Below are 21,743 nucleotides of genomic sequence, written 5' to 3'. Positions count from 1 at the left end.
CTCGGGAAGTAGCTCAGCTTGGTAGAGTACTTGGTTTGGGACCAAGGTGTCGCAGGTTCGAATCCTGTCTTCCCGATACATGGCGGTGTAGCTCAGCTGGCTAGAGCGTCCGGTTCATACCCGGGAGGTCGGGGGTTCGATCCCCTTCGCCGCTATATTGATCTTGTTGGACCTTTAGCTCAGCTGGTTAGAGCTCTCGGCTCATAACCGAGTGGTCGTAGGTTCAAGTCCTACAAGGTCCATTTAAATAATATGGAGGATTACCCAAGTCCGGCTGAAGGGAACGGTCTTGAAAACCGTCAGGCGTGTAAAAGCGTGCGTGGGTTCGAATCCCACATCCTCCTTTTGTATTAACGCGGGATGGAGCAGCTCGGTAGCTCGTCGGGCTCATAACCCGAAGGTCGTAGGTTCAAATCCTGCTCCCGCAATAAGGCTCGGTAGCTCAGTTGGTAGAGCAATGGATTGAAGCTCCATGTGTCGGCGGTTCGATTCCGTCTCGCGCCATTTTTATTAATAGTATGTATGCGGGTGTAGTTTAGTGGTAAAACTACAGCCTTCCAAGCTGTTGTCGCGAGTTCGATTCTCGTCACCCGCTTTGAACTTTGTTCAATTACCAAGTTTTTTAACTTGGGCGCGTAGCTCAGGTGGTTAGAGCGCACGCCTGATAAGCGTGAGGTCGGTGGTTCGAGTCCACTCGTGCCCATTAATAGGAGAATTACTCAAGAGGCTGAAGAGGACGGTTTGCTAAATCGTTAGGTCGGGTAACTGGCGCAAGGGTTCGAATCCCTTATTCTCCGTTTGTATGAGGGTTTATAACCCTCTTTTTTTATATTTTTAAGAATAGTAGAATAAAAACTTCAGATTTGTAAAACTTAATTGGATTACTTATCTGAAGTTTTTTTGGGCTCTTTGTCAACTGTAGTGGGCTGCAGAAAAGCTAAAATCTTTATATATTGTCGATTTTATGGTTGTGCTAGTTTATTATTACTTCCAACTCTTGAGTGAAATTTCTCCGCTATTGAGCCAGATTTCTTTTCCGTTATCACATTGAACTAAAAGTTTGCCATTTTCTGAGATATCTTTAGCCAGTCCCTTGTGGTCTTTTTGATCTAGTGTGAAAGTCACTTCTTTTCCTAGAACGAATGACTGTTTTTTATATAGGTATAATAACTCATCTGCTGGCGTTTTGAAGAAAGAACGCCAGATTTCTATGATTAATTCATTTCTGGTAATAGGTGCTGGAGCTTTGAATAAACTAGCAGCTTTTTCTTTTAATTCTTGAGGGAAGTCTTTAATAGTAAAGTTGATTCCTACTCCAATAATGATATCTGTGACTAAGCCTGTTTCTACAGATGTCGTTGCCTCAGTGAGGATTCCTCCAATTTTATGATTTTTGAGGTAGATGTCATTGACCCATTTTATGTCGACATCTATTAAAGTTAGGTTCTTAATGGCTTTGTAGATAGCTCCTGCTACAAGTAGTGTGTAGGATGGTAATTTCTCATAGGGAAGATTTGGTTTGAGATGGAGTGTCATATAAATGCCACCTTGGGGTGAGTAGAAAGAACGTTGAAAACGGCCTCGGCCAGCTGTTTGATAGGAAGCTAGATAGAGGGTGTTTGCTTCATTTCCTAAATCAATTGCTTCTTTTGCATCGAGTTGTGTTGATCTTGTTTCGGGTTTAAAACTGATTTTAATTGGAAGATTTTGTTCTAGAAGTTCTGGAAGAATAAGATCCCCATTCACCAGTTTATAGCCTTTGTTTTTGATACTATCAATTTCAATGCCTTCTTGTTCTAAACGCTTGATGGCTTTCCAAATTGATGTTCGGGTCAGTGATAGTTCTTCTGCAATCTTTTCTCCGCTGATATAGTCGGTTTCTTTAGCTAGAATTTTGTAGACGGCTTGGTAGGATTTCATAGTGTTTCCTTTCTCACTAGTTGGTGTTGAGAATATTCTTTTCTTGTTTGACTTGGAGTCTGATTAAAGTATTGTTTATAAGCTTTCGAAAAATGTAGTGGATCTGAAAAGCCTACCGAGTATGCAATTACCTTGATTGACTCTTGGGTATTTTCGAGGAGTTGTTTAGCTCGATACATTCGAACGTATAGTAAGTATTCTTTTGGAGATAAGGTGTTAAATTCTTTGAATACGCTTGATAAGTAGCTTCTGTGAACGGATAGTTCTTTTGCTAAATCTTGAATTGTAAGTGATTGAGGATAGTGGCTATCAATTAATCGTTTGCATTCAAGATAGAGTTGGTAGGTTGATGAAATATTCTTTTTCTTCTGATTGGGAGCAATAGTTCCCAGATGAAACATCAGTTCATGGAGTTGTCCCATGATATGGAGTTGAGCTAATTCATTTGATTTGGTAATCTGAGCGAAGCGGACAATGTCTGAGATGAGTTTTGCAGTGGTCTGGGTATGACAAGTTTCAGATTGGATGAGATAGGATTGATCAGAAATTTGAGAAAGAGCAAAATAGTCAGGAGCTTTCCCTCCAGTGATTCCTAACCAGTAGTAGGCCCAAGGTTCTTTACTATCTGCTTGATAAAAGGTTAGTTCCTCTGGTTTTAATAGAAAGAAATCTCCCTCTTTTAAATCAACAATTTTACCCTTGTAATGAAATGTTCCTTGTCCTTTGGTAATGTAATGCAGAACGTATGTATCTCGAATTGCTGGACCAAAAGAGTATTTAGGTGTGCATTCCTCATATCCATAAAAGCTTAGGGAAAGGTCAATTGTTCCAGTCTGGTATTCTGAAAAAACTAGCATGTGCTACCTCCTACCTAACATTTTACCATATTCTTGAGACATTTTTCTATTTTGGAAAGCGTTTTCGGGTGATAAAATAGAGTCAATAAAGTGATGAGGTGAAGTAAATGGGAGTTAGGATAGAGCATAATCTATTTTATGTTGAGAGTAAAAATCTAAGTTTGATTATTGAAAATCGAAATGGCTACTTACTTTTGAAACATTTAGGAAAGACTATTAAGAACTATAAAGGTTCCAACAGTGTTTATGAACGAGACCATGCCTTTTCAGGAAATCCAATGGCTACTAATCGAACCTTTAGTTTAGATACTCAACGTCAAATTTTTGGACAACATGGTTTGGGTGACTTTAGAAAACCAACTTTACAGGTTCAGCATGATGCAACTGAAGTAACAGACTTTCGATTTGTAGAAGCAAAGATTTTAAAAGGTCAGAATGGTCCACAGGGCTTACCGTCTCCACATAGCATGGACGATACAGAGACTCTTGTCTTAATGTTAGAAGATTCTAAGGCTCAACTTAGTCTGAATTTGTATTATACTGCTTTTAATAATGATTCGACAATTGCTAGCTACAGTAAATTGGAAAATAATAGTAATCAGGAAGTTGTCATCCATAAAGACTTTTCTTTTGTGGCTGATTTTCCAGCGGCAGCATACGAAATAGTAACTCTGCAGGGTGCTTATGCTCGTGAAAAGACTGTTCGACGTCAACAGGTAGAACAAGGAATTTTTTCGATTAGTTCGAACCGTGGGGCTTCAGGGCATGCTCAAACACCAGCTCTTCTCTTATGTGATCAAGGAGTCACAGAGGATGCTGGAAATGTGTTTGCTATTCAACTAATGTATAGTGGAAACTTTGAAGCTTTTGTTCAAAAGAATCAATTGAATGAAGTTCGGCTGGCTATTGGGATTAATCCGGAAAACTTTTCTTGGAAGTTAGACCCTGAGGAATACTTTGAAACACCGGTAGCTTTAATGACCTATTCAGACAAGGGATTAACTGGTGTTAGTCATGAAAGTCAGAATTTTGTACTGAAGCACATTATGCCAAGTAAATTTTCTACAAAAGAACGCCCAATTCTAATTAATAACTGGGAAGCTACTTACTTTGACTTTCAGAGAGAAAAACTGTTAGAGCTAGCTGATGAAGCTAAGAAAGTTGGCATTGAACTTTTTGTATTAGATGATGGTTGGTTTGGCAATCGTTTTGATGATAATCGTGCTTTAGGTGATTGGGTTGTTAATGAGAAAAAACTGGGTGGAAGCCTAGAAAGTCTGATTTCAGCTATCCATGAAAGAGGTTTGCAGTTTGGACTTTGGTTAGAACCTGAAATGATTTCTGTAGATAGTGATTTGTATCGTAAACATCCTGACTGGGCTATTCAGGTTCCTGGTTATGAGCATACTTATTCTCGGAATCAATTAGTACTTAATCTTGCCAATCCTCAGGTAGTAGAATACTTGAAAAATGTCTTAGATCAACTCCTATCTTATCATGAGATTGATTATATTAAATGGGATATGAATCGTAATATGACCAACCTAGGAAATGGCTTTACTTATCTAGAGACAAAGATGCAATCTCATCAGTACATGTTGGGGCTTTACGAACTCGTTTCTTATCTGACAGAGAAGCACAGCCATATTCTCTTTGAGTCCTGCTCTGGTGGTGGTGGACGAAATGATCTGGGTATGATGCGCTATTTCCCACAAGTCTGGACTAGTGATAATACTGATGCTATTGCACGTTTACCAATTCAATACGGTTCATCTTATCTCTATCCAACCATTTCTATGGGGGCTCATGTGTCAGCAGTACCGAATCATCAGATGGGGCGAACGACACCATTAGAAACACGTAGTCATGTAGCAATGATGGGAAATTTGGGATATGAGCTTGATTTGACAAGTTTATCAGATGAAGAGAAAGCTGAGATTGCTAATCAGGTGAACTTGTATAAAGAATTACGACCAGTAGTTCAGTTAGGACAACAGTATAGGTTAATCAATCCCGAGTCTGCATCCAATGAAGCAGCTGTACAATTTAATTACAAAAATCAAACGATTGTAACCTACGTTCGCGTTTTGTCAGTTGTAGAGACCATGGAAACAACTTTAAAGTTAAAAGATTTGGATGAAGAGGGACTGTATGAATTACAGGAAAATGGAGAAGTTTACTCAGGTGCAGAACTCATGTATGCAGGCTTAACTGTTATCTTATCCCAAGGAGATTTTTTGAGTAGACAGTATATTTTTAGAAGACTATAATAAAGGTGTATAAATTTATAAAGGAGGCTTTCCAATGAAATGGTATAAGAAAGCAGGTTTTCTTTTAGTCGCTGGGGCTAGTTTACTAGGTCTAGCAGCTTGTGGTCAGAATAATCAATCGACTGATGGAAAGGTAACGATTGAATTTTTTAACCAGAAGACCGAAATGGCGGATACTTTGCAAAAAATTGTAGATAATTTTGAAAAGGATCATCCTACTATTGATGTAAAACTGACGACTGTTCCGGCAGCTGGTATTGTTCTGAAGACTCGGATTTTATCAGGAGATGTTCCAGATATTGTTAATATCTATCCTCAAAATATGGATTTTCAGGAGTGGGCAAAAGCAGGTTACTTTGCAGATATGACAGGGAAATCTTATCTTGAGAATATTAAGAATGACTATGCAGAAAAGTATGCAATCAATAACAAGATTTATAGTGTGCCTTTAACTGCTAACCTTTATGGAATCTATTACAATAAAACAAAGTTTAAAGAATTAGGACTTGAGGAACCGAAGACTTTTAAAGAGTTTCAAGAGATTGTTAAAAAGATAAAAGATAGTGGGAATTCTCCGTTTGCAGTTGCAGGCAATGAAGGATGGACATTAAACGGTTATCACCAACTTTCTCTCATTACCATTACAGGCAGTGGAGACGCAGCTAATAACTATCTTCGCTTTTCAAAACCAAATGCTATTTCTGTAGATGATGCTATTTTAAAAGCAGATGCAGAACGACTAGATTTGTTGGCAGACAATGCTCAAGATGGATGGCGTGGTGCCTCTTATAATGATGCGGTGGTAGCATTCTCGAATGAAAAAGCTTTTATGATGCCACAAGGATCATGGGCATTAGCGGCAATTAATCAACAGGATCCAAAATTTGATGTGGGGATGTTTGCCTTCCCAGGAGAAGAAGTAGGAAAAGAAGTCACTGTTGGTGCAGGGGACATGGCATTATCAACTTCAGCTACGACCAAACATCCTAAAGAAACCGAAGAATTTATCAGCTATATGACTAGTCCAAAAGCTATGCAGGCATATTATGATGTAGATGGTTCACCAGTTGCTGTGAAAGGTATACAGGAAAAAGAAGATTCAGCACTTGCAGAGATTTCTAAACTAGCATTTACGGATAAACATTATGTTTGGTTGGGCCAACACTGGAATTCTGAAGAAGATTTTTTCAATCTAAGTGCAGGTTACTTGATGGATAAAAATCTGAAAAATATGGCAAACAATCTCAATGCTTTCTTTAATCCAATGAAGGCAGATTTGGACTAGAATAGGAGTTAAGATGATATGGCTATTCGAAAAATTTTAAATAAATACTGGGGTTGGACTTTTTTGCTCATCCCGCTTGCATTACAAGCTATCTTCTTTTACTTTCCGATGGTACAAGGTGCTTTCTATAGTTTGACTAACTGGACTGGATTGACCTATAATTATAAATTTGTTGGTCTGAATAACTATAAATTGCTGATGATTGATGGGAAATTCTTCACAGCCATTGCTTTTACTTTGATTTTAACCCTGGCATTGATTATTGGAGAGATTACAATTGGGATGGTTGTCGCTCGAGCCTTAAATTCTAAGATGAAAGGGCAGACCTTCTTTAGAGCATGGTTCTTTTTCCCGGCGGTTTTGTCTGGTTTGACAGTTTCCTTGATTTTTAAACAATTCTTCAACTATGGTCTTCCAACGATTGGAAAAATTTTAGGGATTAGTTTTTTACAAGAAAGTCTATTAGGAACACCGATCGGTGCGGTAGTAGCAACTATTTTTGTTCTTCTATGGCAAGGAGTAGCAATGCCAATTATTCTCTTTCTTGCTGGTCTTCAGAGTATTCCATCTGATATTTTGGAGGCGGCATCAATTGATGGTGCAACAAGCAAACAAACTTTTTGGAAGATTGAATTACCATATTTGTTGCCAACGATTTCTATGGTTTTTATCCTAGCTCTTAAGTCCGGTTTGACTGCCTTTGACCAAATTTTTGCTTTGACGAGTGGTGGTCCTAATAATGCTACAACGTCTCTTGGTCTTTTAGTCTATAACTATGCCTTCAAGAGTAATCAATATGGATATGCGAATGCAATTGCCTTGATTTTATTCTTAATTATTGGAATTGTTTCTCTTATCCAAATCAAACTATCAAAGAAATTTGAAATCTAATAGGGGAGTCTTACACATGAAAAAAGAAGAAAAATTGAATCAGTTTTGGAAGTATGTTCTCTTGATAGTAGGTGGTATTCTCATACTTGTTCCTTTGTTGGTAACGGTTTTTAGTTCCTTCAAGACAACCAAGGATATCATGAATCATTTCTTTGGTTTGCCCAATCCTTTTACATTAAGCAATTATGAACGATTGGTTTCGGATGGGATTGGAGGCTATTTCTGGAATTCAGCTGTTATTACGGTGTTATCATTGATTGTAGTAGCCTTCTTTATACCAGCTGCAGCCTATTCCATTGCTCGAAATATGTCCAAGAAAAAAGCCTTTGCAATTATGTATTCACTATTGATTTTAGGGATATTTGTTCCATTTCAGGTGATTATGATTCCTATCACAGTTATGATGAGCAAACTCGGCCTGGCAAATATGTGGGGGTTGGTACTACTTTATCTAACTTATGCAATTCCACAGACTCTCTTCTTGTATGTTGGTTATATTAAAATCAGTGTACCAGATAGTTTAGATGAAGCTGCAGAAATTGATGGGGCTGATCGATTTACAACTTACCGTCGGATTATTTTTCCAATGCTGAAGCCCATGCATGCTACAACCTTGATTATCAATGCATTATGGTTCTGGAATGACTTTATGTTGCCATTGTTAATTTTGAATAAGGATTCCAAGCTGTGGACTTTGCCTCTCTTCCAGTACAACTACCAAGGTCAGTATTTTAATGACTATGGGCCAAGTTTTGCATCCTATATTGTAGGAATTGTAACAATTACTGTCGTCTACCTCATCTTCCAAAAACATATTATTTCAGGCATGAGCAACGGAGCAGTGAAGTAAGAAGAACTCATAGAATCTATAGTCTTTGACACAGAGGAAGGGTTCAGCTTGTTGATAATTCTATGTAGAAAACAAGAAAGTAGTACTTAGTTTATCACAGTCTATATTAGTACGAGTTTGATGATAAACAGAGATTTAATACTCAATGAAAATCAAAGAGCAAACTAGGAAGCTAGCCGCAGGTTGCTCAAAGCACAGCTTTGAGGTTGCAGATAAAGCTGACGTGATTTGAAGAGATTTTCGAAGAGTATAACATGAACTTGATTTACGAAGCCAAGTCATATAAGACTTGGCTTCAATTAGAAAAAGGAGAGTAATGATGCCAATTCAGAATAAAACCATGTTGATTACCTATTCAGATAGTCTGGGAAATAATCTTAAAGACTTATATGAGAATTTGGAAGAGTATTTTGGAGATGCTATTGGGGGAGTTCACCTTCTACCATTTTTCCCATCAACAGGTGATCGTGGATTTGCGCCAGTTGACTACGACGAAGTGGATTCAGCTTTTGGTGATTGGGAGGATGTTAAGCGTTTAGGTGAGAAATATTATCTTATGTTTGACTTTATGATTAATCATATTTCTCGTCAATCTAAGTATTATAAGGACTATCAAGAAAAACATGAAGCCAGTGAATTTAAAGATCTCTTTTTAAACTGGGATAAGTTTTGGCCAGAAAACCGTCCGACACAGTCTGATGTAGATTTAATTTACAAGCGTAAGGATCGTGCACCAAAGCAAGAGATTGTTTTTGAAGATGGGTCAGTCGAACATTTGTGGAATACCTTTGGTGAGGAGCAGATTGATCTTGATGTGACCAAAGAAGTAACTATGGAATTTATCCGTAAGACCATTCAGCACTTGGCAAGTAATGGGTGTGATTTGATTCGTCTAGACGCCTTTGCTTATGCAGTGAAGAAATTGGATACTAATGATTTCTTTGTAGAACCAGATATTTGGGATTTATTGGACAAAGTTCGAGATATCGCTGCTGAGTATGGGACAGAGCTCTTACCTGAGATTCATGAACATTATTCGATTCAGTTTAAAATAGCAGACCATGATTACTATGTTTATGATTTTGCTCTTCCAATGGTGACACTTTATACTCTTTACAGTTCCAGAACAGAGCGTTTGGCTAAGTGGTTAAAGATGAGCCCAATGAAGCAATTTACGACGCTAGACACCCATGATGGGATTGGAGTGGTGGATGTCAAGGATATCTTGACAGATGAGGAGATTGACTATGCTTCAAATGAACTCTATAAGGTTGGAGCTAATGTCAAACGTAAGTACTCCAGTGCCGAGTATAATAATTTAGATATCTACCAAATCAATTCAACCTATTATTCTGCGCTTGGAGATGATGATGTCAAGTATTTCCTTGCACGATTAATTCAAGCATTTGCTCCAGGTATTCCTCAAGTTTACTATGTAGGTCTATTAGCAGGCAAGAATGATTTGAAATTATTAGAAGAAACTAAAGTAGGTCGAAATATTAATCGTCATTACTATAGCAATGAGGAAATAGCAGAAGAAGTCCAACGTCCTGTAGTGAAGGCCCTTCTCAATCTATTTTCTTTCCGTAATCGATCAGTAGCATTTGATTTAGAAGGAACTATTGACGTTGAAACACCAACAGCCCACAGCATTGTAATCAAACGTCAAAATAAAGATAAGTCCGTAACAGCAGTAGCAGAAATTGATTTGCAAAATCAGACTTATCGAGTAATTGAGAACGGAATTGAAGTAACATTTTGAAGACTTGATATGGTTGATAAAATAGGGTTTTTATTTTAGAAAACGTTTCCTTTGTTTTCAAATTGCTAAAAAAGTGGTACAATAAAGGGTAGCTTACTATTATCTGAATCAACTGATTTGGAGAGAAAGGATTCATTTTGAAATCAATAGGCTTTATTGAAAAGCTGAAAGGGTTGTCTAGTAAAGAGCTGATTTTATTGGGAATTATCCTGAGTATCTTTTTACCCTTTTATCTTTTTGTAGTTGTATTCTGTTTATATATTATCAGTTTAATTTTCACAGGAGACATGAAAAGTATTCTTCAGAAAATGGGGGAGCATCCGATGCTACTTCTTTTTCTTGGCTATAGTACTGTTATATCCGTTTTTGCACAAAATTGGATGGGAGTTGTGGCCTCAGTAGGAATTTTTCTATTTACTGTTTTCTTTTTGCATTATCAGTCGATTTTATCACATAAATTCTTTCGATTGATTTTGCAGCTCGTCTTGTTTGGTAGCGTTTTGTCAGCTGCTTTTGCGAGTTTAGAACATTTCCAAATTGTGAAGAAATTCAACTATGCTTTTCTTTCACCTAACATGCAGGTGTGGCATCAGAATCGTGCAGAAGTGACCTTCTTTAATCCTAATTATTATGGAATTATTTGTTGTTTCTGTATCATGATTGCCTTCTATCTGTTTACAACGACCAAGTTGAATTGGTTGAAAGTATTCTGTGTGATTGCAGGCTTTGTGAATCTCTTTGGTTTGAACTTTACGCAAAATCGAACTGCCTTTCCTGCTATTATCGCTGGTGCCATTATCTATCTCTTTACGACCATTAAAAACTGGAAGGCCTTTTGGCTTAGTATTGGGGTCTTTGCGATTGGCTTGAGCTTCCTCTTTTCTAGTGATTTGGGAGTTCGGATGGGGACTTTAGACTCTTCTATGGAAGAACGCATTTCTATCTGGGATGCTGGGATGGCCTTGTTTAAGCAAAATCCTTTTTGGGGTGAAGGGCCATTGACCTACATGCACTCGTATCCTCGGATAAATGCTCCTTATCATGAACATGCTCACAGTCTTTATATTGATACGATTCTGAGTTACGGAATTGTAGGGACTATTTTACTAGTTTTGTCTTCTGTGGCTCCTGTTCGCTTGATGATGGATATGAGTCAGGAGTCGGGGAAACGTCCGATTATCGGCCTTTATCTCTCTTTCCTTACAGTGGTTGCTGTGCACGGAATCTTTGACTTGGCTCTCTTCTGGATCCAGTCAGGCTTCATTTTCTTGCTAGTTATGTGCAGTATTCCATTGGAGCATCGAACGTTGGTATCGGACATGACGGATTAAGTTTTATAAGATTGAAATCTTCTACCTTGGGTAGGAGGTTTTTTTACTGGGAAAAATTATTTCTAAATCGAAATAGTTGACAGATGGAATGACAGGTGTTACAATTATTTCATTCGTTTCGATATCGAAATAAATTGGAGGTGTCATGAAAGATAGTCATTTGCTAGCCCATCATATTCGTTTGTTGAATGGGAGAATTTTTCAAAAGTTACTGAGCCAAGATCCTGAAGCTCTTTATCGGAGTGAACAGGGGAAGATTTTAGCGGTTTTATGGAATAGTGAAACTGGCTGCGCAACTGCGACAGATATTGCTCTGGCAACTGGGCTTGCTAACAATACACTGACGACGATGATTAAAAAACTAGAGGAACAAAATCTTGTAGCTATTAGTCCATGTGGAGAAGATAAGCGTAAGAAGTATTTGGTTTTAACAGAGTTGGGGCAGTCTCAGAAAGAAGTGGGGCATCGTGTCAGTCAGAAATTGGATACGATCTTTTACAAAGGATTCACCGAGGAAGAAATTCGCCAATTTGAAGGTTTTCGAGAAAGAATTTTGGCTAATCTGAAAGAGGAGGAAAATGAGGTTTAGAATATAGCAAATTAGCTGTTTATAAGCAAATGCCACTTTTGAATTTGTTTTCCAACTCTTAGGACAAGGAAACTATGTGGTTAGCTATGGTCAGACTCAGATTGATGGAGTTGCTTATGCCCAGTACCATATCTTCCATCTAGAAAACGGGAAAATTGTGGAACATTGGGACAATAAGGAAGTCATGCCTAAGGTAGAAGACTTGACCAATAGAGGAAAGTTTTAAATTGAGGATACAGAATGATTGAATACAAGAATGTAGCGCTACGCTACACAGAAAAAGATGTCTTAAGAGATGTAAATTTACGGATTGAGAATGGGGAATTTATGGTTTTAGTTGGTCCATCTGGCTCAGGTAAGACGACCATGATCAAGATGATTAACCGTCTCTTGGAACCAACTGATGGAAATATTTATATGGATGGCAAGCGCATCAAAGACTATGATGAGCGTGAACTTCGCCTTTCTACTGGTTATGTTTTACAGGCCATTGCTCTGTTTCCGAATCTAACGGTTGCGGAAAATATCGCCCTGATTCCTGAGATGAAGGGGTGGAGCAAGGAAGATATTGCTCAGAAAACAGAAGAGCTTTTGGCTAAGGTTGGCTTGCCAGTAGCTGAGTATGGGCATCGACTTCCGAGTGAATTATCTGGTGGGGAACAGCAACGGGTCGGTATTGTTCGTGCTATGATTGGTCAGCCTAAGATTCTCCTCATGGATGAACCCTTTTCAGCCTTGGATGCTATTTCGAGAAAACAGTTGCAGGTTCTGACTAAAGAATTGCATAAAGAGTTTGGGATGACAACGATTTTTGTGACCCATGATACGGATGAGGCCTTGAAGTTGGCGGACCGTATTGCTGTCTTGCAGGATGGAGAGATTCGCCAGGTAGCGAATCCTGAGACAATTTTAAAAGCACCTGCCACAGAATTTGTAGCAGATTTGTTTGGAGGTAGTGTTCATGACTAATTTAATTGCAACTTTTCAGGATCGTTTTAGTGATTGGTTGACAGCTCTATCTCAACATTTGCAGTTGTCACTATTGACCCTGTTACTAGCTATTTTTATCGCGATTCCTTTGGCTGTTTATCTTCGCTATCATGAGAAGTTGGCGGATTGGGTTTTGCAGATTGCAGGGATTTTCCAGACTATTCCGTCACTGGCCTTGTTAGGGCTCTTTATTCCCTTGATGGGAATTGGAACCTTGCCTGCTTTGACAGCTCTAGTGATTTATGCGATCTTCCCGATTTTACAAAATACCATCACTGGGCTGAAAGGAATTGATCCGAACCTGCAAGAGGCTGGGATTGCCTTTGGGATGACTAGGTGGGAGCGACTCAAGAAGTTTGAAATTCCACTTGCTATGCCTGTTATGATGTCTGGGATTCGGACGGCAGCGGTCTTGATTATCGGTACGGCCACCTTGGCTGCCTTGATTGGTGCAGGGGGACTGGGTTCCTTTATCCTTTTGGGAATTGACCGTAATAATGCCAGTCTGATTTTGATTGGGGCCCTTTCTTCTGCAGTGCTTGCCATTGCCTTTAACTTCCTGCTAAAAGTGATGGAAAAAGCAAAATTGCGGACGATTTTTTCAGGTTTTGCCTTGGTGACAATATTACTCGGTCTGTCTTATAGTCCAGCTCTCTTAGCTCAAAAAGAGAAAGAAAACTTGGTTATTGCTGGAAAATTGGGTCCAGAACCAGAAATTTTGGCCAATATGTATAAACTCCTCATTGAGGAAAATACCAGTATGACTGTGACTGTTAAACCGAATTTTGGGAAAACAAGCTTCCTTTATGAAGCTCTGAAAAAAGGCGATATTGACATCTATCCAGAATTTACAGGAACGGTGACTGAAAGTTTACTTCAGCCATCACCTAAAGTAGGTCATGAGCCAGAGCAGGTTTATCAGGTAGCGCGTGATGGCATTGCCAAACAGGATCATCTAGCCTATCTCAAACCTATGTCTTATCAAAATACCTACGCTGTAGCCGTTCCAAAAAAGATTGCTCAAGAATATGGCTTGAAGACCATTTCGGACTTGAGAAAAGTTGAAGGGCAGTTGAAAGCAGGTTTTACACTTGAGTTTAATGACCGTGAAGATGGAAATAAGGGCTTGCAATCAATGTATGGTCTCAATCTCAATGTAGCTACCATGGAACCAGCCCTTCGCTATCAGGCTATTCAGTCAGGTGATATTCAAATCACGGACGCCTATTCGACTGATGCGGAATTGGCGCGTTATGATTTGCAAGTCTTGGAAGATGACAAGCAACTCTTCCCACCTTATCAAGGAGCTCCACTGATGAAAGAAGCTCTTCTCAAGAAACATCCAGAGTTGGAAACAGTTCTCAATAAACTGGCTGGTAAAATTACTGAAAGCCAGATGAGCCAGCTCAACTACCAAGTCGGTGTTGAAGGCAAGTCAGCAGAGCAAGTAGCCAAGGAGTTTCTACAAGAACAAGGTTTGTTGAAGAAATAGTTTGAAAATGTCAAACTCAACTTTGTTAAACGACCATATAGAAAACTGCTCAGACAATGTTGTCTGGGCTTTTTTGATTGTTGAAAAGATGAAAACTCAGTAGCCTAGAAATAAGGCAACTGAGCTCTACTCTGTATTCAATTTTTAGGAATGAGAAGGTCTAGATAAAACTGGACAACTTCCTGGTATGTAAAGTCTTGTCCTTTTTTGAGCCACCAGGTCAATGTCTCGATAAAGTTGGACACGACCAAGTGTTGGAGGTAAGAAGTAGGCAGATTAGTGTGGGCTTCTTTTAACTCATCAGCCAACATGGGATAGACATGGTGTTCTAGCTCTTTATGGAGTTGACGGAGGAAGTAGTCATTTTTGGAAAATAGCAGACTAGTGATATGGTCTTGGTTTTTCTGAAAATGCAGAAAGAGGTGGGCGAGATAATCCTCGGTAGAAACGGATCGTTCTCTTTCAAAGAGGTGATGGAAGAGGTAGCGACAGAGCTCATCCAGAAGTAGCTCCTTGCTCTCATAGTGACAGTAAAAGGTAGAACGTCCCACATCTGCGAGATCAATGATATCCTGAACAGTAGTAGCCTCGTAGCCCTTAGCATTCAAAAGTTGTAGAAAAGCTTGATAGATAGCTTTTTTTGTTTTACTGATACGGCGGTCAATCTTAGTCATATGGACATTTGAGGCAAATTGTTCAGAACTGAATAAAGCTGACGCTTTGCTTCTATCCTTTCTTTGAGTTTTAGTGGATAATGATAATGAACAAGATGTTCATGAATCTATTATAACAAAGGAATGAGAAATATGAAGGCAAAATATGCTATTTGGTTAGCTTTTTTCTTAAATTTGACTTATGCCATTGTCGAGTTTATTGCAGGTGGAGTATTTGGTTCGAGCGCTGTTCTTGCTGACTCTGTGCATGACTTGGGAGATGCGATTGCAATTGGAATATCAGCTTTTCTAGAAACCATCTCTAATCGTGAAGAAGATAATCAGTACTCCTTGGGTTATAAGCGGTTTAGTCTGCTAGGAGCCTTGGTAACAGCGATAATACTCATGACAGGATCTGTTCTAGTCATTTTGGAAAATGTTACGAAGATTTTAAATCCGCAACCAGTCAATGACGAGGGGATTCTCTGGTTAGGGATTATTGCGATTACTATTAATGTGTTAGCGAGTCTAGTGGTTAGTAAGGGAAAGACAAAGAATGAGTCTATTCTGAGTCTGCATTTTCTGGAAGATACCTTGGGTTGGGTGGCTGTTATCTTGATGGCCATTATTCTTCGATTTACGGATTGGTATATCCTAGATCCGCTCTTATCGCTTGTCATTTCCATCTTCATTCTAACAAAAGCTATTCCTCGATTTTGGAGCGCACTCAAGATTTTCCTGGATGCTGTGCCAGAAGGACTAGAGACAGGTGATTTGGAGAAGGATTTGGAGGCTCTGACCAATGTCAAAAGTGTCAATCAACTTAGCATTTGGTCCATGGATGGTCTAGAAAATAATGCTATTATCCATATCTGTTTAGAGGATTGGGAGGAGATGACGGAAACAAAGAATCAAGTACGTCAGCTCTTAGAAGAAAGAGGTGTGCAGAATATTACTATCGAAGTGGACACCAGTCAAAGCAATCATGCGCAACATAAGCGAAAGGTAACAGCCTTAGGGCAATCCCATGGGCATCAACACTAGAAAAAGCGGCTGAGACAAAACTCAATTTCAAGAGAAAATGAAGTAAATCTTCATACAAAAAAACGTATAGTATCAAGGGTTTTCAATGTCTGATACTATGCGCTTTTTGCTTTTAAAGACTTTTTTTCCAGTTTCTTTGGTATCATATTTGAAAGACGCTTTCCCCAACCTCTTTCTTTGATTGATGAAAAGGTATGCTAATAAGAGAACTGATAATGATAAAAAATTTTTCGATTAGACGCAAAATGCTTGACTTGGAGTCAACTCAAAATTATATAATAAGATAAGTGAGTTAGAATAGCTTAAATTCAGTGAATGAGAGGAGGTTAGTGTATGAATATTAAATCTGCTAGTGACTTGTTGGGAATTTCAGCGGATACGATTCGGTACTATGAACGGGTTGGTCTTGTGCCACCGATTACTCGAACTGCAACTGGAATTCGTGATTTTCAAGATCATGATATTGAAGCTCTGGAATTTATTAAGTGTTTTCGTTCGGCAGGTGTCTCTGTAGATAGTTTAGTTGACTATATGTCTCTCTACCAAAAGGGGGATGAAACGCGAGAGAAAAGGCTTGGTATTTTAGAAGAGGAAAAGAAAAAATTAGAGGAGCGCTTGTCTCAGTTACAGGTGGCTTTAAATCGCTTAAATCTCAAAATTAAACTTTACAAGGAAGGAAAAATTTAAATGAAATCAGCAGTATATACAAAGGCGGGTCAGGTTGGACTTGCTACAATTGAACGTCCGCAAATTATAGACGCAGATGATGTTATTATTCGTGTAGTTCGCGCGTGCGTTTGCGGATCGGATCTGTGGAGGTACCGTAATCCAGAAACGAAAGCTGGACACAAAAATAGTGGACACGAAGCGATTGGGATTGTCGAAGAAACTGGGGAAGCCATTACGACGGTGAAGCCAGGTGATTTTGTCATCGTCCCTTTTACACATGGATGTGGTCAGTGTGATGCCTGTCGTGCAGGATTTGATGGTTCTTGTGACAATCATATTGGAAATAATCTAGGAGGGAATTTCCAAGCTGAATATATCCGTTTCCACTATGCCAATTGGGCACTTGTCAAAATACCTGGGCAACCGTCTGACTACACAGAAGGTATGCTAAAGTCCCTCTTGACTCTTGCTGATGTCATGCCGACAGGCTATCATGCGGCGCGTGTTGCTAATGTTCAAAAAGGGGATAAGGTTGTGGTCATTGGTGATGGTGCTGTAGGTCAATGTGCTGTCATCGCGGCGAAGATGCGTGGTGCATCGCAAATTATCCTTATGAGTCGTCATGAAGAGCGTCAAAAGATGGCTCTGGAGTCGGGGGCGACAGCTATTGTAGCTGAGCGAGGTCAAGAAGGTATTGCCAAGGTGCGTGAAATTCTCGGTGGCGGAGCAGACGCAGCACTTGAATGTGTTGGTACGGAGGCTGCTGTAGAACAGGCGCTAGGTGTTCTTCATAATGGAGGGCGTATGGGATTTGTAGGAGTCCCACACTATCAGAATCGTGCTCTTGGTTCGACATTTATGCAAAATATTTCTGTAGCAGGTGGTCCAGCTTCTGTCACAACCTACGATAAGCAATTTTTACTAAAAGCCGTCCTTGATGGGGATATCAATCCAGGTCGCGTCTTTACTTCAAGTTATAAACTAGAAGATATCGACCAAGCCTACAAAGACATGGATGAACGTAAGACCATTAAATCAATGATTGTGATGGATTAAAAAAAGAAAATCCTAATGGAAATTTGAGAATCTCTATTAGGATTTTTGACTTTATTATATTAGTTGAGTTATGGCAGAGTACTTTCTCTCAGAGTCAGTCTGGTTCCCAGCATGGTCAAGCTAGGGATTTTGCGACCGTGGAGTACTTCCTTGTTAAGAATATCCATGCCTGCTCTGCCCATTTCTTCGGTATAGACGGTGATGCTGGAGAGGGGAGGATAGACTTGCTTGGTCAGACTAGTGTCGTTAAAGGAAATGAGGCTGACGCGTTCTGGTAGGCTGATTCCAGCTTCTTGGAGCGCACGGAGGGCACCGATGGCTAAACTATCGCTAGCTGCGAAAAAGGCTGGTGGGAGTTGGTCTCCTAAGTTCTGAATAGCCTCCTTCATTAAGTCATAGCCAGACTGGGCAGTAAAGCTTCCTTGAAAGACCAGTTCATCATGATAGATTCCTTTTGTTTGACTGTAGTTTCTGAAATTTTCCAGCCGCTTATCCTCAATGATTTCTTCTTGGTCTGTTGTTTCCTCAAGCCCTGTTAGAATCCCGATACGGTCCATCCCTTGACTGAGGAAATAATCGACAACCTGTTTCATGGCAGTGTAAAAGTCCGTAATAATGCAGGTATGTCCCATGGAAAGTGTATCACTGTCTAGAAAGACAAGAGGCTTTTGGTATTCTTCAAAGGCAGAGATCTGAGCTCGACTAAACTTTCCGATGCAGAGAATCCCGATGACTTCCTCGCTCAGTGTAAAAGGATGGTCATTAAAATAGCGTAAAATATCATAGTCCAGTTCTTGGGCTCTTTTTTCTATGCCTAGGCGAATCTGGTAGTAGTAGAGATCGTCTAGCTCCCCTTGTTCGCTGACCCATTGGATAATGGCAATCTTTTGCTTGGGCTTGTGGGACTCGCCTGTCTTGAGGTGCTTGGTGTAGCCCAGCTCTTCAGCAACAGTTAAAATACGGTGTCTGGTTTCTTCTGTAACAGATAGACTCTGGTCGCGATTGAGGACACGGGATACGGTCGCGATAGAGACAGAGGCTAGCTGTGCAATGTCTTTTAAGGTAGCCATAAATCCTCCTTGATTAGATTAGTATATCATATTTTTCTGCTTTTTACCGATAGTTTAGTAAAATTTTAGTAAAAAGGATTGACCTTGGAAAATCCCTTGGATACAATAGAAGAAAACGATTACACGTTAATACTCTTCGAAAATCAAATTCAAACCACGTCAACGTCGCCTTGCCGTACTCAAGTACAGCCTGCGGCTAGTTTCCTAGTTTGCTCTTTGATTTTCATTGAGTATAAGGTGACTTAACGGACAGTCAAAGGAGAATTCATATGACACAACATCTTACTGCTGAAGCCCTTCGCAAGGATTTTCTTGCTGTTTTTGGTCAAGAAGCAGACCAAACATTCTTTTCACCAGGTCGTATCAATTTGATTGGTGAGCACACAGACTATAATGGTGGACATGTATTTCCAGCAGCCATTTCCTTAGGAACTTATGGGGCTGCTCGTAAACGTGATGACCAAGTCTTGCGTTTCTACTCAGCTAACTTTGAGGACAAGGGTATTATCGAAGTGCCTCTCGCCGACCTCAAGTTTGAAAAAGAGCATAACTGGACCAACTATCCAAAAGGTGTCCTTCATTTCTTGCAAGAAGCTGGACATGTGATTGACAAAGGGTTTGATTTTTATGTTTATGGGAATATCCCAAATGGTGCTGGCTTGTCTTCATCAGCGTCCTTGGAACTATTGACAGGGGTCGTGGCAGAGCATCTCTTTGATTTAAAACTAGAGCGTCTCGATTTGGTTAAAATCGGAAAACAAACAGAAAATAACTTTATCGGAGTAAATTCTGGCATTATGGACCAATTTGCTATTGGTATGGGGGCTGATCAACGTGCTATTTACCTTGATACCAATACCTTAGAGTATGATTTGGTGCCACTTGATTTGAAGGATAATGTCGTTGTTATTATGAATACCAATAAACGCCGTGAATTGGCGGACTCTAAATACAATGAACGCCGTGCTGAATGTGAAAAAGCAGTGGAAGAATTGCAAGCAGCCTTAGATATTCAGACCTTGGGTGAATTGGATGAGTGGGCCTTTGACCAATATAGCTATCTGATTAAAGATGAAAATCGTTTGAAACGTGCTCGCCATGCTGTGCTTGAAAACCAACGTACCCTCAAAGCGCAAGCAGCCCTTCAAGCAGGTGATTTGGAAACATTTGGTCGCTTGATGAATGCGTCACACGTTTCTCTAGAACATGACTATGAAGTGACTGGTTTGGAATTGGATACCCTCGTTCATACTGCTTGGGCTCAGGAAGGTGTTCTCGGTGCTCGTATGACAGGGGCAGGTTTTGGCGGATGTGCCATTGCCTTGGTGCAAAAAGATGCTGTTGATGCCTTTAAGGAAGCTGTTGGCAAACACTACGAGGAAGTAGTTGGATACGCTCCAAGCTTCTATATCGCTGAAGTTGCAGGTGGCACTCGCGTCCTTGACTAGTCAAAAGGAGGCTCTATAGTGACCTTAGTAGATAAATTTGTAACACATATTATTTCTGAAAGTTCATTTGAGGAAATGGATCGAATCTACCTGACCAATCGTGTCTTGGCACGAGTGGGAGATAGTGTTTTGGAAGTTGAGACCAATCTGGATAAATTGATTGACCTTAAGGACCAGCTGGTTGAGGAAGCCGTTCGATTAGAGACGATTGAAGATAGTCAGACTGCGCGTGAAATCCTCGGTGCTGAACTAATGGACTTGGTGACTCCTTGTCCGAGTCAGGTCAATCGTAACTTCTGGTCAACCTATGCCCACTCTCCTGAGCAAGCGATAGCGGATTTTTACCAACTCAGTCAGAAAAATGACTACATCAAACTCAAGGCTATTGCTAAAAATATTGCTTATCGTGTACCGTCTGACTACGGTGAACTTGAAATTACCATCAATCTCTCTAAGCCTGAAAAAGATCCGAAAGAGATTGCGGCAGCCAAGTTGGTGCAAGCTAGCAATTATCCTCAGTGTCAGCTTTGTCTAGAGAATGAGGGCTACCATGGTCGAGTCAACCACCCAGCCCGTAGCAATCACCGAATTATCCGCTTTGAAATGGCGGGTCAGGAGTGGGGGTTCCAGTATTCGCCCTATGCTTATTTTAATGAGCACTGTATCTTTTTAGATGGTCAGCATCGTCCCATGGCCATTAGTCGTCAGAGCTTTGAGCGTCTGCTGGCTATCGTAGAGCAGTTTCCGGGCTATTTTGCTGGCTCTAATGCCGACTTGCCGATTGTGGGGGGGTCTATTCTAACTCATGATCATTATCAGGGAGGCCGTCACGTATTTCCTATGGAATTGGCTCCCTTGCAAAAGACCTTTCAATTTGCTGGTTTTGAGCAGGTTAAGGCTGGGATTGTCAAGTGGCCAATGTCAGTGTTGCGTTTGACTTCAGATTCCAAAGAAGATTTGATCAATTTGGCTGATAAGATTTTACAGGAATGGCGCCAGTATTCAGATTCTGCAGTGCAGATTTTGGCAGAGACAGACGAGACACCGCATCATACCATCACCCCAATTGCACGTAAGCGTGATGGCCAGTTTGAGTTGGACTTGGTCTTGCGAGACAATCAGACATCGTCAGAGCATCCTGATGGCATCTATCATCCCCACAAGGATGTCCAACATATCAAGAAGGAAAATATCGGCTTGATTGAGGTCATGGGCTTGGCTATTTTGCCACCTCGTTTGAAGGCAGAAGTGGAGCAAGTTGCCAGCTACCTCGTGGGAGAAGAGGAGACAGTTGCCGACTATCATCAGGAATGGGCAGACCAACTTAGAGCCCAATATCCAGACATAACAGATAAAGAAAAAGCCCTTGAAATCGTCAAGGACTCTGTTGGTGCTATCTTTGTGCGTGTACTTGAGGATGCAGGAGTCTACAAGCAGACAGAACAAGGACAGGCAGCCTTTATGCGCTTTGTGGAGCAGGTTGGAATTTTGCCAGACTAGGAGCTTTCTCCTTTCACAGTCCTATAAAAAGTAGTATCATAGTGACGTTTGAAATATCAGGAGGAA

At 40.1% G+C, this 21,743-nt stretch carries 18 protein-coding genes, 9 tRNA genes and 1 pseudogene; 24 read left to right on the top strand and 4 right to left on the bottom strand.

Annotated elements, in window-relative coordinates; all coding sequences use genetic code 11:
* Window positions 1-2: 2 nt before the first annotated feature.
* From N8O80_RS06280 to N8O80_RS06240, 9 genes are all read left to right on the top strand, one after another.
* A tRNA-Pro gene (locus N8O80_RS06280) sits at window positions 3-76 on the top strand.
* Between the two features lie 5 nt (window positions 77-81).
* Window positions 82-155, top strand: a tRNA-Met gene (locus tag N8O80_RS06275).
* 13 nt (window positions 156-168) lie between these two features.
* A tRNA-Ile gene (locus tag N8O80_RS06270) sits at window positions 169-242 on the top strand.
* A 12-nt stretch (window positions 243-254) separates the two neighbouring features.
* Window positions 255-344: transfer RNA gene (locus N8O80_RS06265), tRNA-Ser, on the top strand.
* A gap of 10 nt (window positions 345-354) precedes the next feature.
* A tRNA-Met gene (locus N8O80_RS06260) sits at window positions 355-428 on the top strand.
* 3 nt (window positions 429-431) lie between these two features.
* Window positions 432-504, top strand: a tRNA-Phe gene (locus N8O80_RS06255).
* Window positions 505-524: 20 nt separating this feature from the next.
* Window positions 525-595: transfer RNA gene (locus N8O80_RS06250), tRNA-Gly, on the top strand.
* Between the two features lie 34 nt (window positions 596-629).
* Window positions 630-703 (top strand) — tRNA-Ile (locus tag N8O80_RS06245).
* A 6-nt stretch (window positions 704-709) separates the two neighbouring features.
* A tRNA-Ser gene (locus tag N8O80_RS06240) sits at window positions 710-797 on the top strand.
* Window positions 798-984: 187 nt separating this feature from the next.
* Here the strand turns inward: N8O80_RS06240 and birA are convergent.
* Complete coding sequence (gene birA / locus N8O80_RS06235; RefSeq protein WP_261027261.1) at window positions 985-1,920, bottom strand: bifunctional biotin--[acetyl-CoA-carboxylase] ligase/biotin operon repressor BirA; 936 nt, start codon at window positions 1,918-1,920, stop codon at window positions 985-987.
* Window positions 1,917-2,777, bottom strand: coding sequence for an AraC family transcriptional regulator (locus N8O80_RS06230; RefSeq protein WP_125393385.1), 861 nt, complete (start codon window positions 2,775-2,777; stop codon window positions 1,917-1,919). The genes birA and N8O80_RS06230 overlap by 4 nt, the downstream gene beginning before the upstream one ends.
* Before the next feature lie 107 nt (window positions 2,778-2,884).
* Between N8O80_RS06230 and N8O80_RS06225 the strand changes: the two genes are divergently transcribed.
* The 10 genes and pseudogenes from N8O80_RS06225 (at window position 2,885) to N8O80_RS06180 (ending at window position 14,237) form a co-directional block, all read left to right on the top strand.
* Window positions 2,885-5,047 (top strand): alpha-galactosidase, encoded by a 2,163-nt coding sequence (locus tag N8O80_RS06225; protein ID WP_261027259.1) that lies wholly within the window; start codon window positions 2,885-2,887, stop codon window positions 5,045-5,047.
* 34 nt (window positions 5,048-5,081) lie between these two features.
* The gene (locus N8O80_RS06220; RefSeq protein ID WP_000872420.1) at window positions 5,082-6,332 is read left to right on the top strand and encodes an extracellular solute-binding protein; all 1,251 of its coding nucleotides are present in this window, start codon (window positions 5,082-5,084) and stop codon (window positions 6,330-6,332) included.
* 18 nt (window positions 6,333-6,350) lie between these two features.
* Window positions 6,351-7,223, top strand: coding sequence for a carbohydrate ABC transporter permease (locus N8O80_RS06215; protein ID WP_001007715.1), 873 nt, complete (start codon window positions 6,351-6,353; stop codon window positions 7,221-7,223).
* A 16-nt stretch (window positions 7,224-7,239) separates the two neighbouring features.
* A complete protein-coding gene (locus N8O80_RS06210) occupies window positions 7,240-8,073 on the top strand; it encodes a carbohydrate ABC transporter permease (RefSeq protein WP_000711264.1) in 834 nt (277 codons plus the stop codon).
* 319 nt (window positions 8,074-8,392) lie between these two features.
* Window positions 8,393-9,835, top strand: coding sequence for a sucrose phosphorylase (gene gtfA / locus N8O80_RS06205; RefSeq protein WP_001122355.1), 1,443 nt, complete (start codon window positions 8,393-8,395; stop codon window positions 9,833-9,835).
* A gap of 137 nt (window positions 9,836-9,972) precedes the next feature.
* On the top strand, window positions 9,973-11,166 hold the full coding sequence (locus N8O80_RS06200) for an O-antigen ligase family protein (protein WP_064275733.1): 1,194 nt from the start codon (window positions 9,973-9,975) through the stop codon (window positions 11,164-11,166).
* Between the two features lie 145 nt (window positions 11,167-11,311).
* Complete coding sequence (locus N8O80_RS06195) at window positions 11,312-11,755, top strand: MarR family winged helix-turn-helix transcriptional regulator (RefSeq protein WP_023946036.1); 444 nt, start codon at window positions 11,312-11,314, stop codon at window positions 11,753-11,755.
* Between the two features lie 28 nt (window positions 11,756-11,783).
* Window positions 11,784-11,981, top strand: a pseudogene (locus N8O80_RS06190) (nuclear transport factor 2 family protein); the annotation flags it as partial.
* A gap of 14 nt (window positions 11,982-11,995) precedes the next feature.
* The gene (locus N8O80_RS06185; protein ID WP_247947593.1) at window positions 11,996-12,724 is read left to right on the top strand and encodes an ATP-binding cassette domain-containing protein; all 729 of its coding nucleotides are present in this window, start codon (window positions 11,996-11,998) and stop codon (window positions 12,722-12,724) included.
* The gene (locus N8O80_RS06180) at window positions 12,717-14,237 is read left to right on the top strand and encodes an ABC transporter permease/substrate-binding protein (protein WP_261027256.1); all 1,521 of its coding nucleotides are present in this window, start codon (window positions 12,717-12,719) and stop codon (window positions 14,235-14,237) included. Before N8O80_RS06185 ends, N8O80_RS06180 begins: the two co-directional genes overlap by 8 nt.
* A 137-nt stretch (window positions 14,238-14,374) precedes the next feature.
* On the opposite strand, the gene N8O80_RS06175 is transcribed toward N8O80_RS06180, so the two are convergent.
* Window positions 14,375-14,911: a TetR/AcrR family transcriptional regulator gene (locus tag N8O80_RS06175; protein ID WP_261027255.1), complete on the bottom strand. Its 537-nt coding sequence runs from the start codon at window positions 14,909-14,911 to the stop codon at window positions 14,375-14,377.
* A 132-nt stretch (window positions 14,912-15,043) separates the two neighbouring features.
* Between N8O80_RS06175 and N8O80_RS06170 the strand changes: the two genes are divergently transcribed.
* From N8O80_RS06170 to N8O80_RS06160, 3 genes are all read left to right on the top strand, one after another.
* Window positions 15,044-15,934, top strand: a complete 891-nt coding sequence (locus N8O80_RS06170) for a cation diffusion facilitator family transporter (RefSeq protein ID WP_261027254.1) — start codon at window positions 15,044-15,046, stop codon at window positions 15,932-15,934.
* Between the two features lie 333 nt (window positions 15,935-16,267).
* Window positions 16,268-16,621: a stress response transcriptional regulator NmlR gene (gene nmlR / locus N8O80_RS06165; RefSeq protein WP_001022624.1), complete on the top strand. Its 354-nt coding sequence runs from the start codon at window positions 16,268-16,270 to the stop codon at window positions 16,619-16,621.
* A complete protein-coding gene (locus N8O80_RS06160) occupies window positions 16,622-17,659 on the top strand; it encodes a zinc-binding dehydrogenase (RefSeq protein ID WP_261027251.1) in 1,038 nt (345 codons plus the stop codon). It begins immediately after the preceding gene.
* A 68-nt stretch (window positions 17,660-17,727) separates the two neighbouring features.
* Here the strand turns inward: N8O80_RS06160 and galR are convergent, their stop codons facing one another.
* Entirely contained in the window at window positions 17,728-18,729 is a 1,002-nt protein-coding gene (galR, locus tag N8O80_RS06155; protein WP_261027250.1) for a DNA-binding transcriptional regulator GalR, read from the bottom strand.
* A gap of 269 nt (window positions 18,730-18,998) precedes the next feature.
* Here galR and N8O80_RS06150 point away from each other — a divergent pair, with 269 nt between their 5' ends.
* Window positions 18,999-20,177, top strand: coding sequence for a galactokinase (locus N8O80_RS06150; RefSeq protein WP_261027248.1), 1,179 nt, complete (start codon window positions 18,999-19,001; stop codon window positions 20,175-20,177).
* Between the two features lie 18 nt (window positions 20,178-20,195).
* Window positions 20,196-21,677, top strand: a complete 1,482-nt coding sequence (locus tag N8O80_RS06145) for a UDP-glucose--hexose-1-phosphate uridylyltransferase (RefSeq protein WP_261027246.1) — start codon at window positions 20,196-20,198, stop codon at window positions 21,675-21,677.
* The last annotated feature ends 66 nt before the right edge of the window (window positions 21,678-21,743 follow it).

The organism is Streptococcus mitis (assembly GCF_946190155.1).
In the GTDB taxonomy this organism is placed as follows: Bacteria; Bacillota; Bacilli; order Lactobacillales; family Streptococcaceae; genus Streptococcus; species Streptococcus mitis_CL.
This window is presented reverse-complemented; position numbering and strand designations above follow the sequence as displayed.

Bases quoted from the DNA above. Each gene is read 5' to 3' on its own strand.
- birA (WP_261027261.1), bottom strand. From the start codon at position 1,920: ATGAAATCCTACCAAGCCGTCTACAAAATTCTAGCTAAAGAAACCGAC.
- N8O80_RS06230 (WP_125393385.1), bottom strand. From the start codon at position 2,777: ATGCTAGTTTTTTCAGAATACCAGACTGGAACAATTGACCTTTCCCTA.
- N8O80_RS06225 (WP_261027259.1), top strand. From the start codon at position 2,885: ATGGGAGTTAGGATAGAGCATAATCTATTTTATGTTGAGAGTAAAAAT.
- N8O80_RS06220 (WP_000872420.1), top strand. From the start codon at position 5,082: ATGAAATGGTATAAGAAAGCAGGTTTTCTTTTAGTCGCTGGGGCTAGT.
- N8O80_RS06215 (WP_001007715.1), top strand. From the start codon at position 6,351: ATGGCTATTCGAAAAATTTTAAATAAATACTGGGGTTGGACTTTTTTG.
- N8O80_RS06210 (WP_000711264.1), top strand. From the start codon at position 7,240: ATGAAAAAAGAAGAAAAATTGAATCAGTTTTGGAAGTATGTTCTCTTG.
- gtfA (WP_001122355.1), top strand. From the start codon at position 8,393: ATGCCAATTCAGAATAAAACCATGTTGATTACCTATTCAGATAGTCTG.
- N8O80_RS06195 (WP_023946036.1), top strand. From the start codon at position 11,312: ATGAAAGATAGTCATTTGCTAGCCCATCATATTCGTTTGTTGAATGGG.
- N8O80_RS06185 (WP_247947593.1), top strand. From the start codon at position 11,996: ATGATTGAATACAAGAATGTAGCGCTACGCTACACAGAAAAAGATGTC.
- N8O80_RS06180 (WP_261027256.1), top strand. From the start codon at position 12,717: ATGACTAATTTAATTGCAACTTTTCAGGATCGTTTTAGTGATTGGTTG.
- N8O80_RS06175 (WP_261027255.1), bottom strand. From the start codon at position 14,911: ATGACTAAGATTGACCGCCGTATCAGTAAAACAAAAAAAGCTATCTAT.
- N8O80_RS06170 (WP_261027254.1), top strand. From the start codon at position 15,044: ATGAAGGCAAAATATGCTATTTGGTTAGCTTTTTTCTTAAATTTGACT.
- nmlR (WP_001022624.1), top strand. From the start codon at position 16,268: ATGAATATTAAATCTGCTAGTGACTTGTTGGGAATTTCAGCGGATACG.
- N8O80_RS06160 (WP_261027251.1), top strand. From the start codon at position 16,622: ATGAAATCAGCAGTATATACAAAGGCGGGTCAGGTTGGACTTGCTACA.
- galR (WP_261027250.1), bottom strand. From the start codon at position 18,729: ATGGCTACCTTAAAAGACATTGCACAGCTAGCCTCTGTCTCTATCGCG.
- N8O80_RS06150 (WP_261027248.1), top strand. From the start codon at position 18,999: ATGACACAACATCTTACTGCTGAAGCCCTTCGCAAGGATTTTCTTGCT.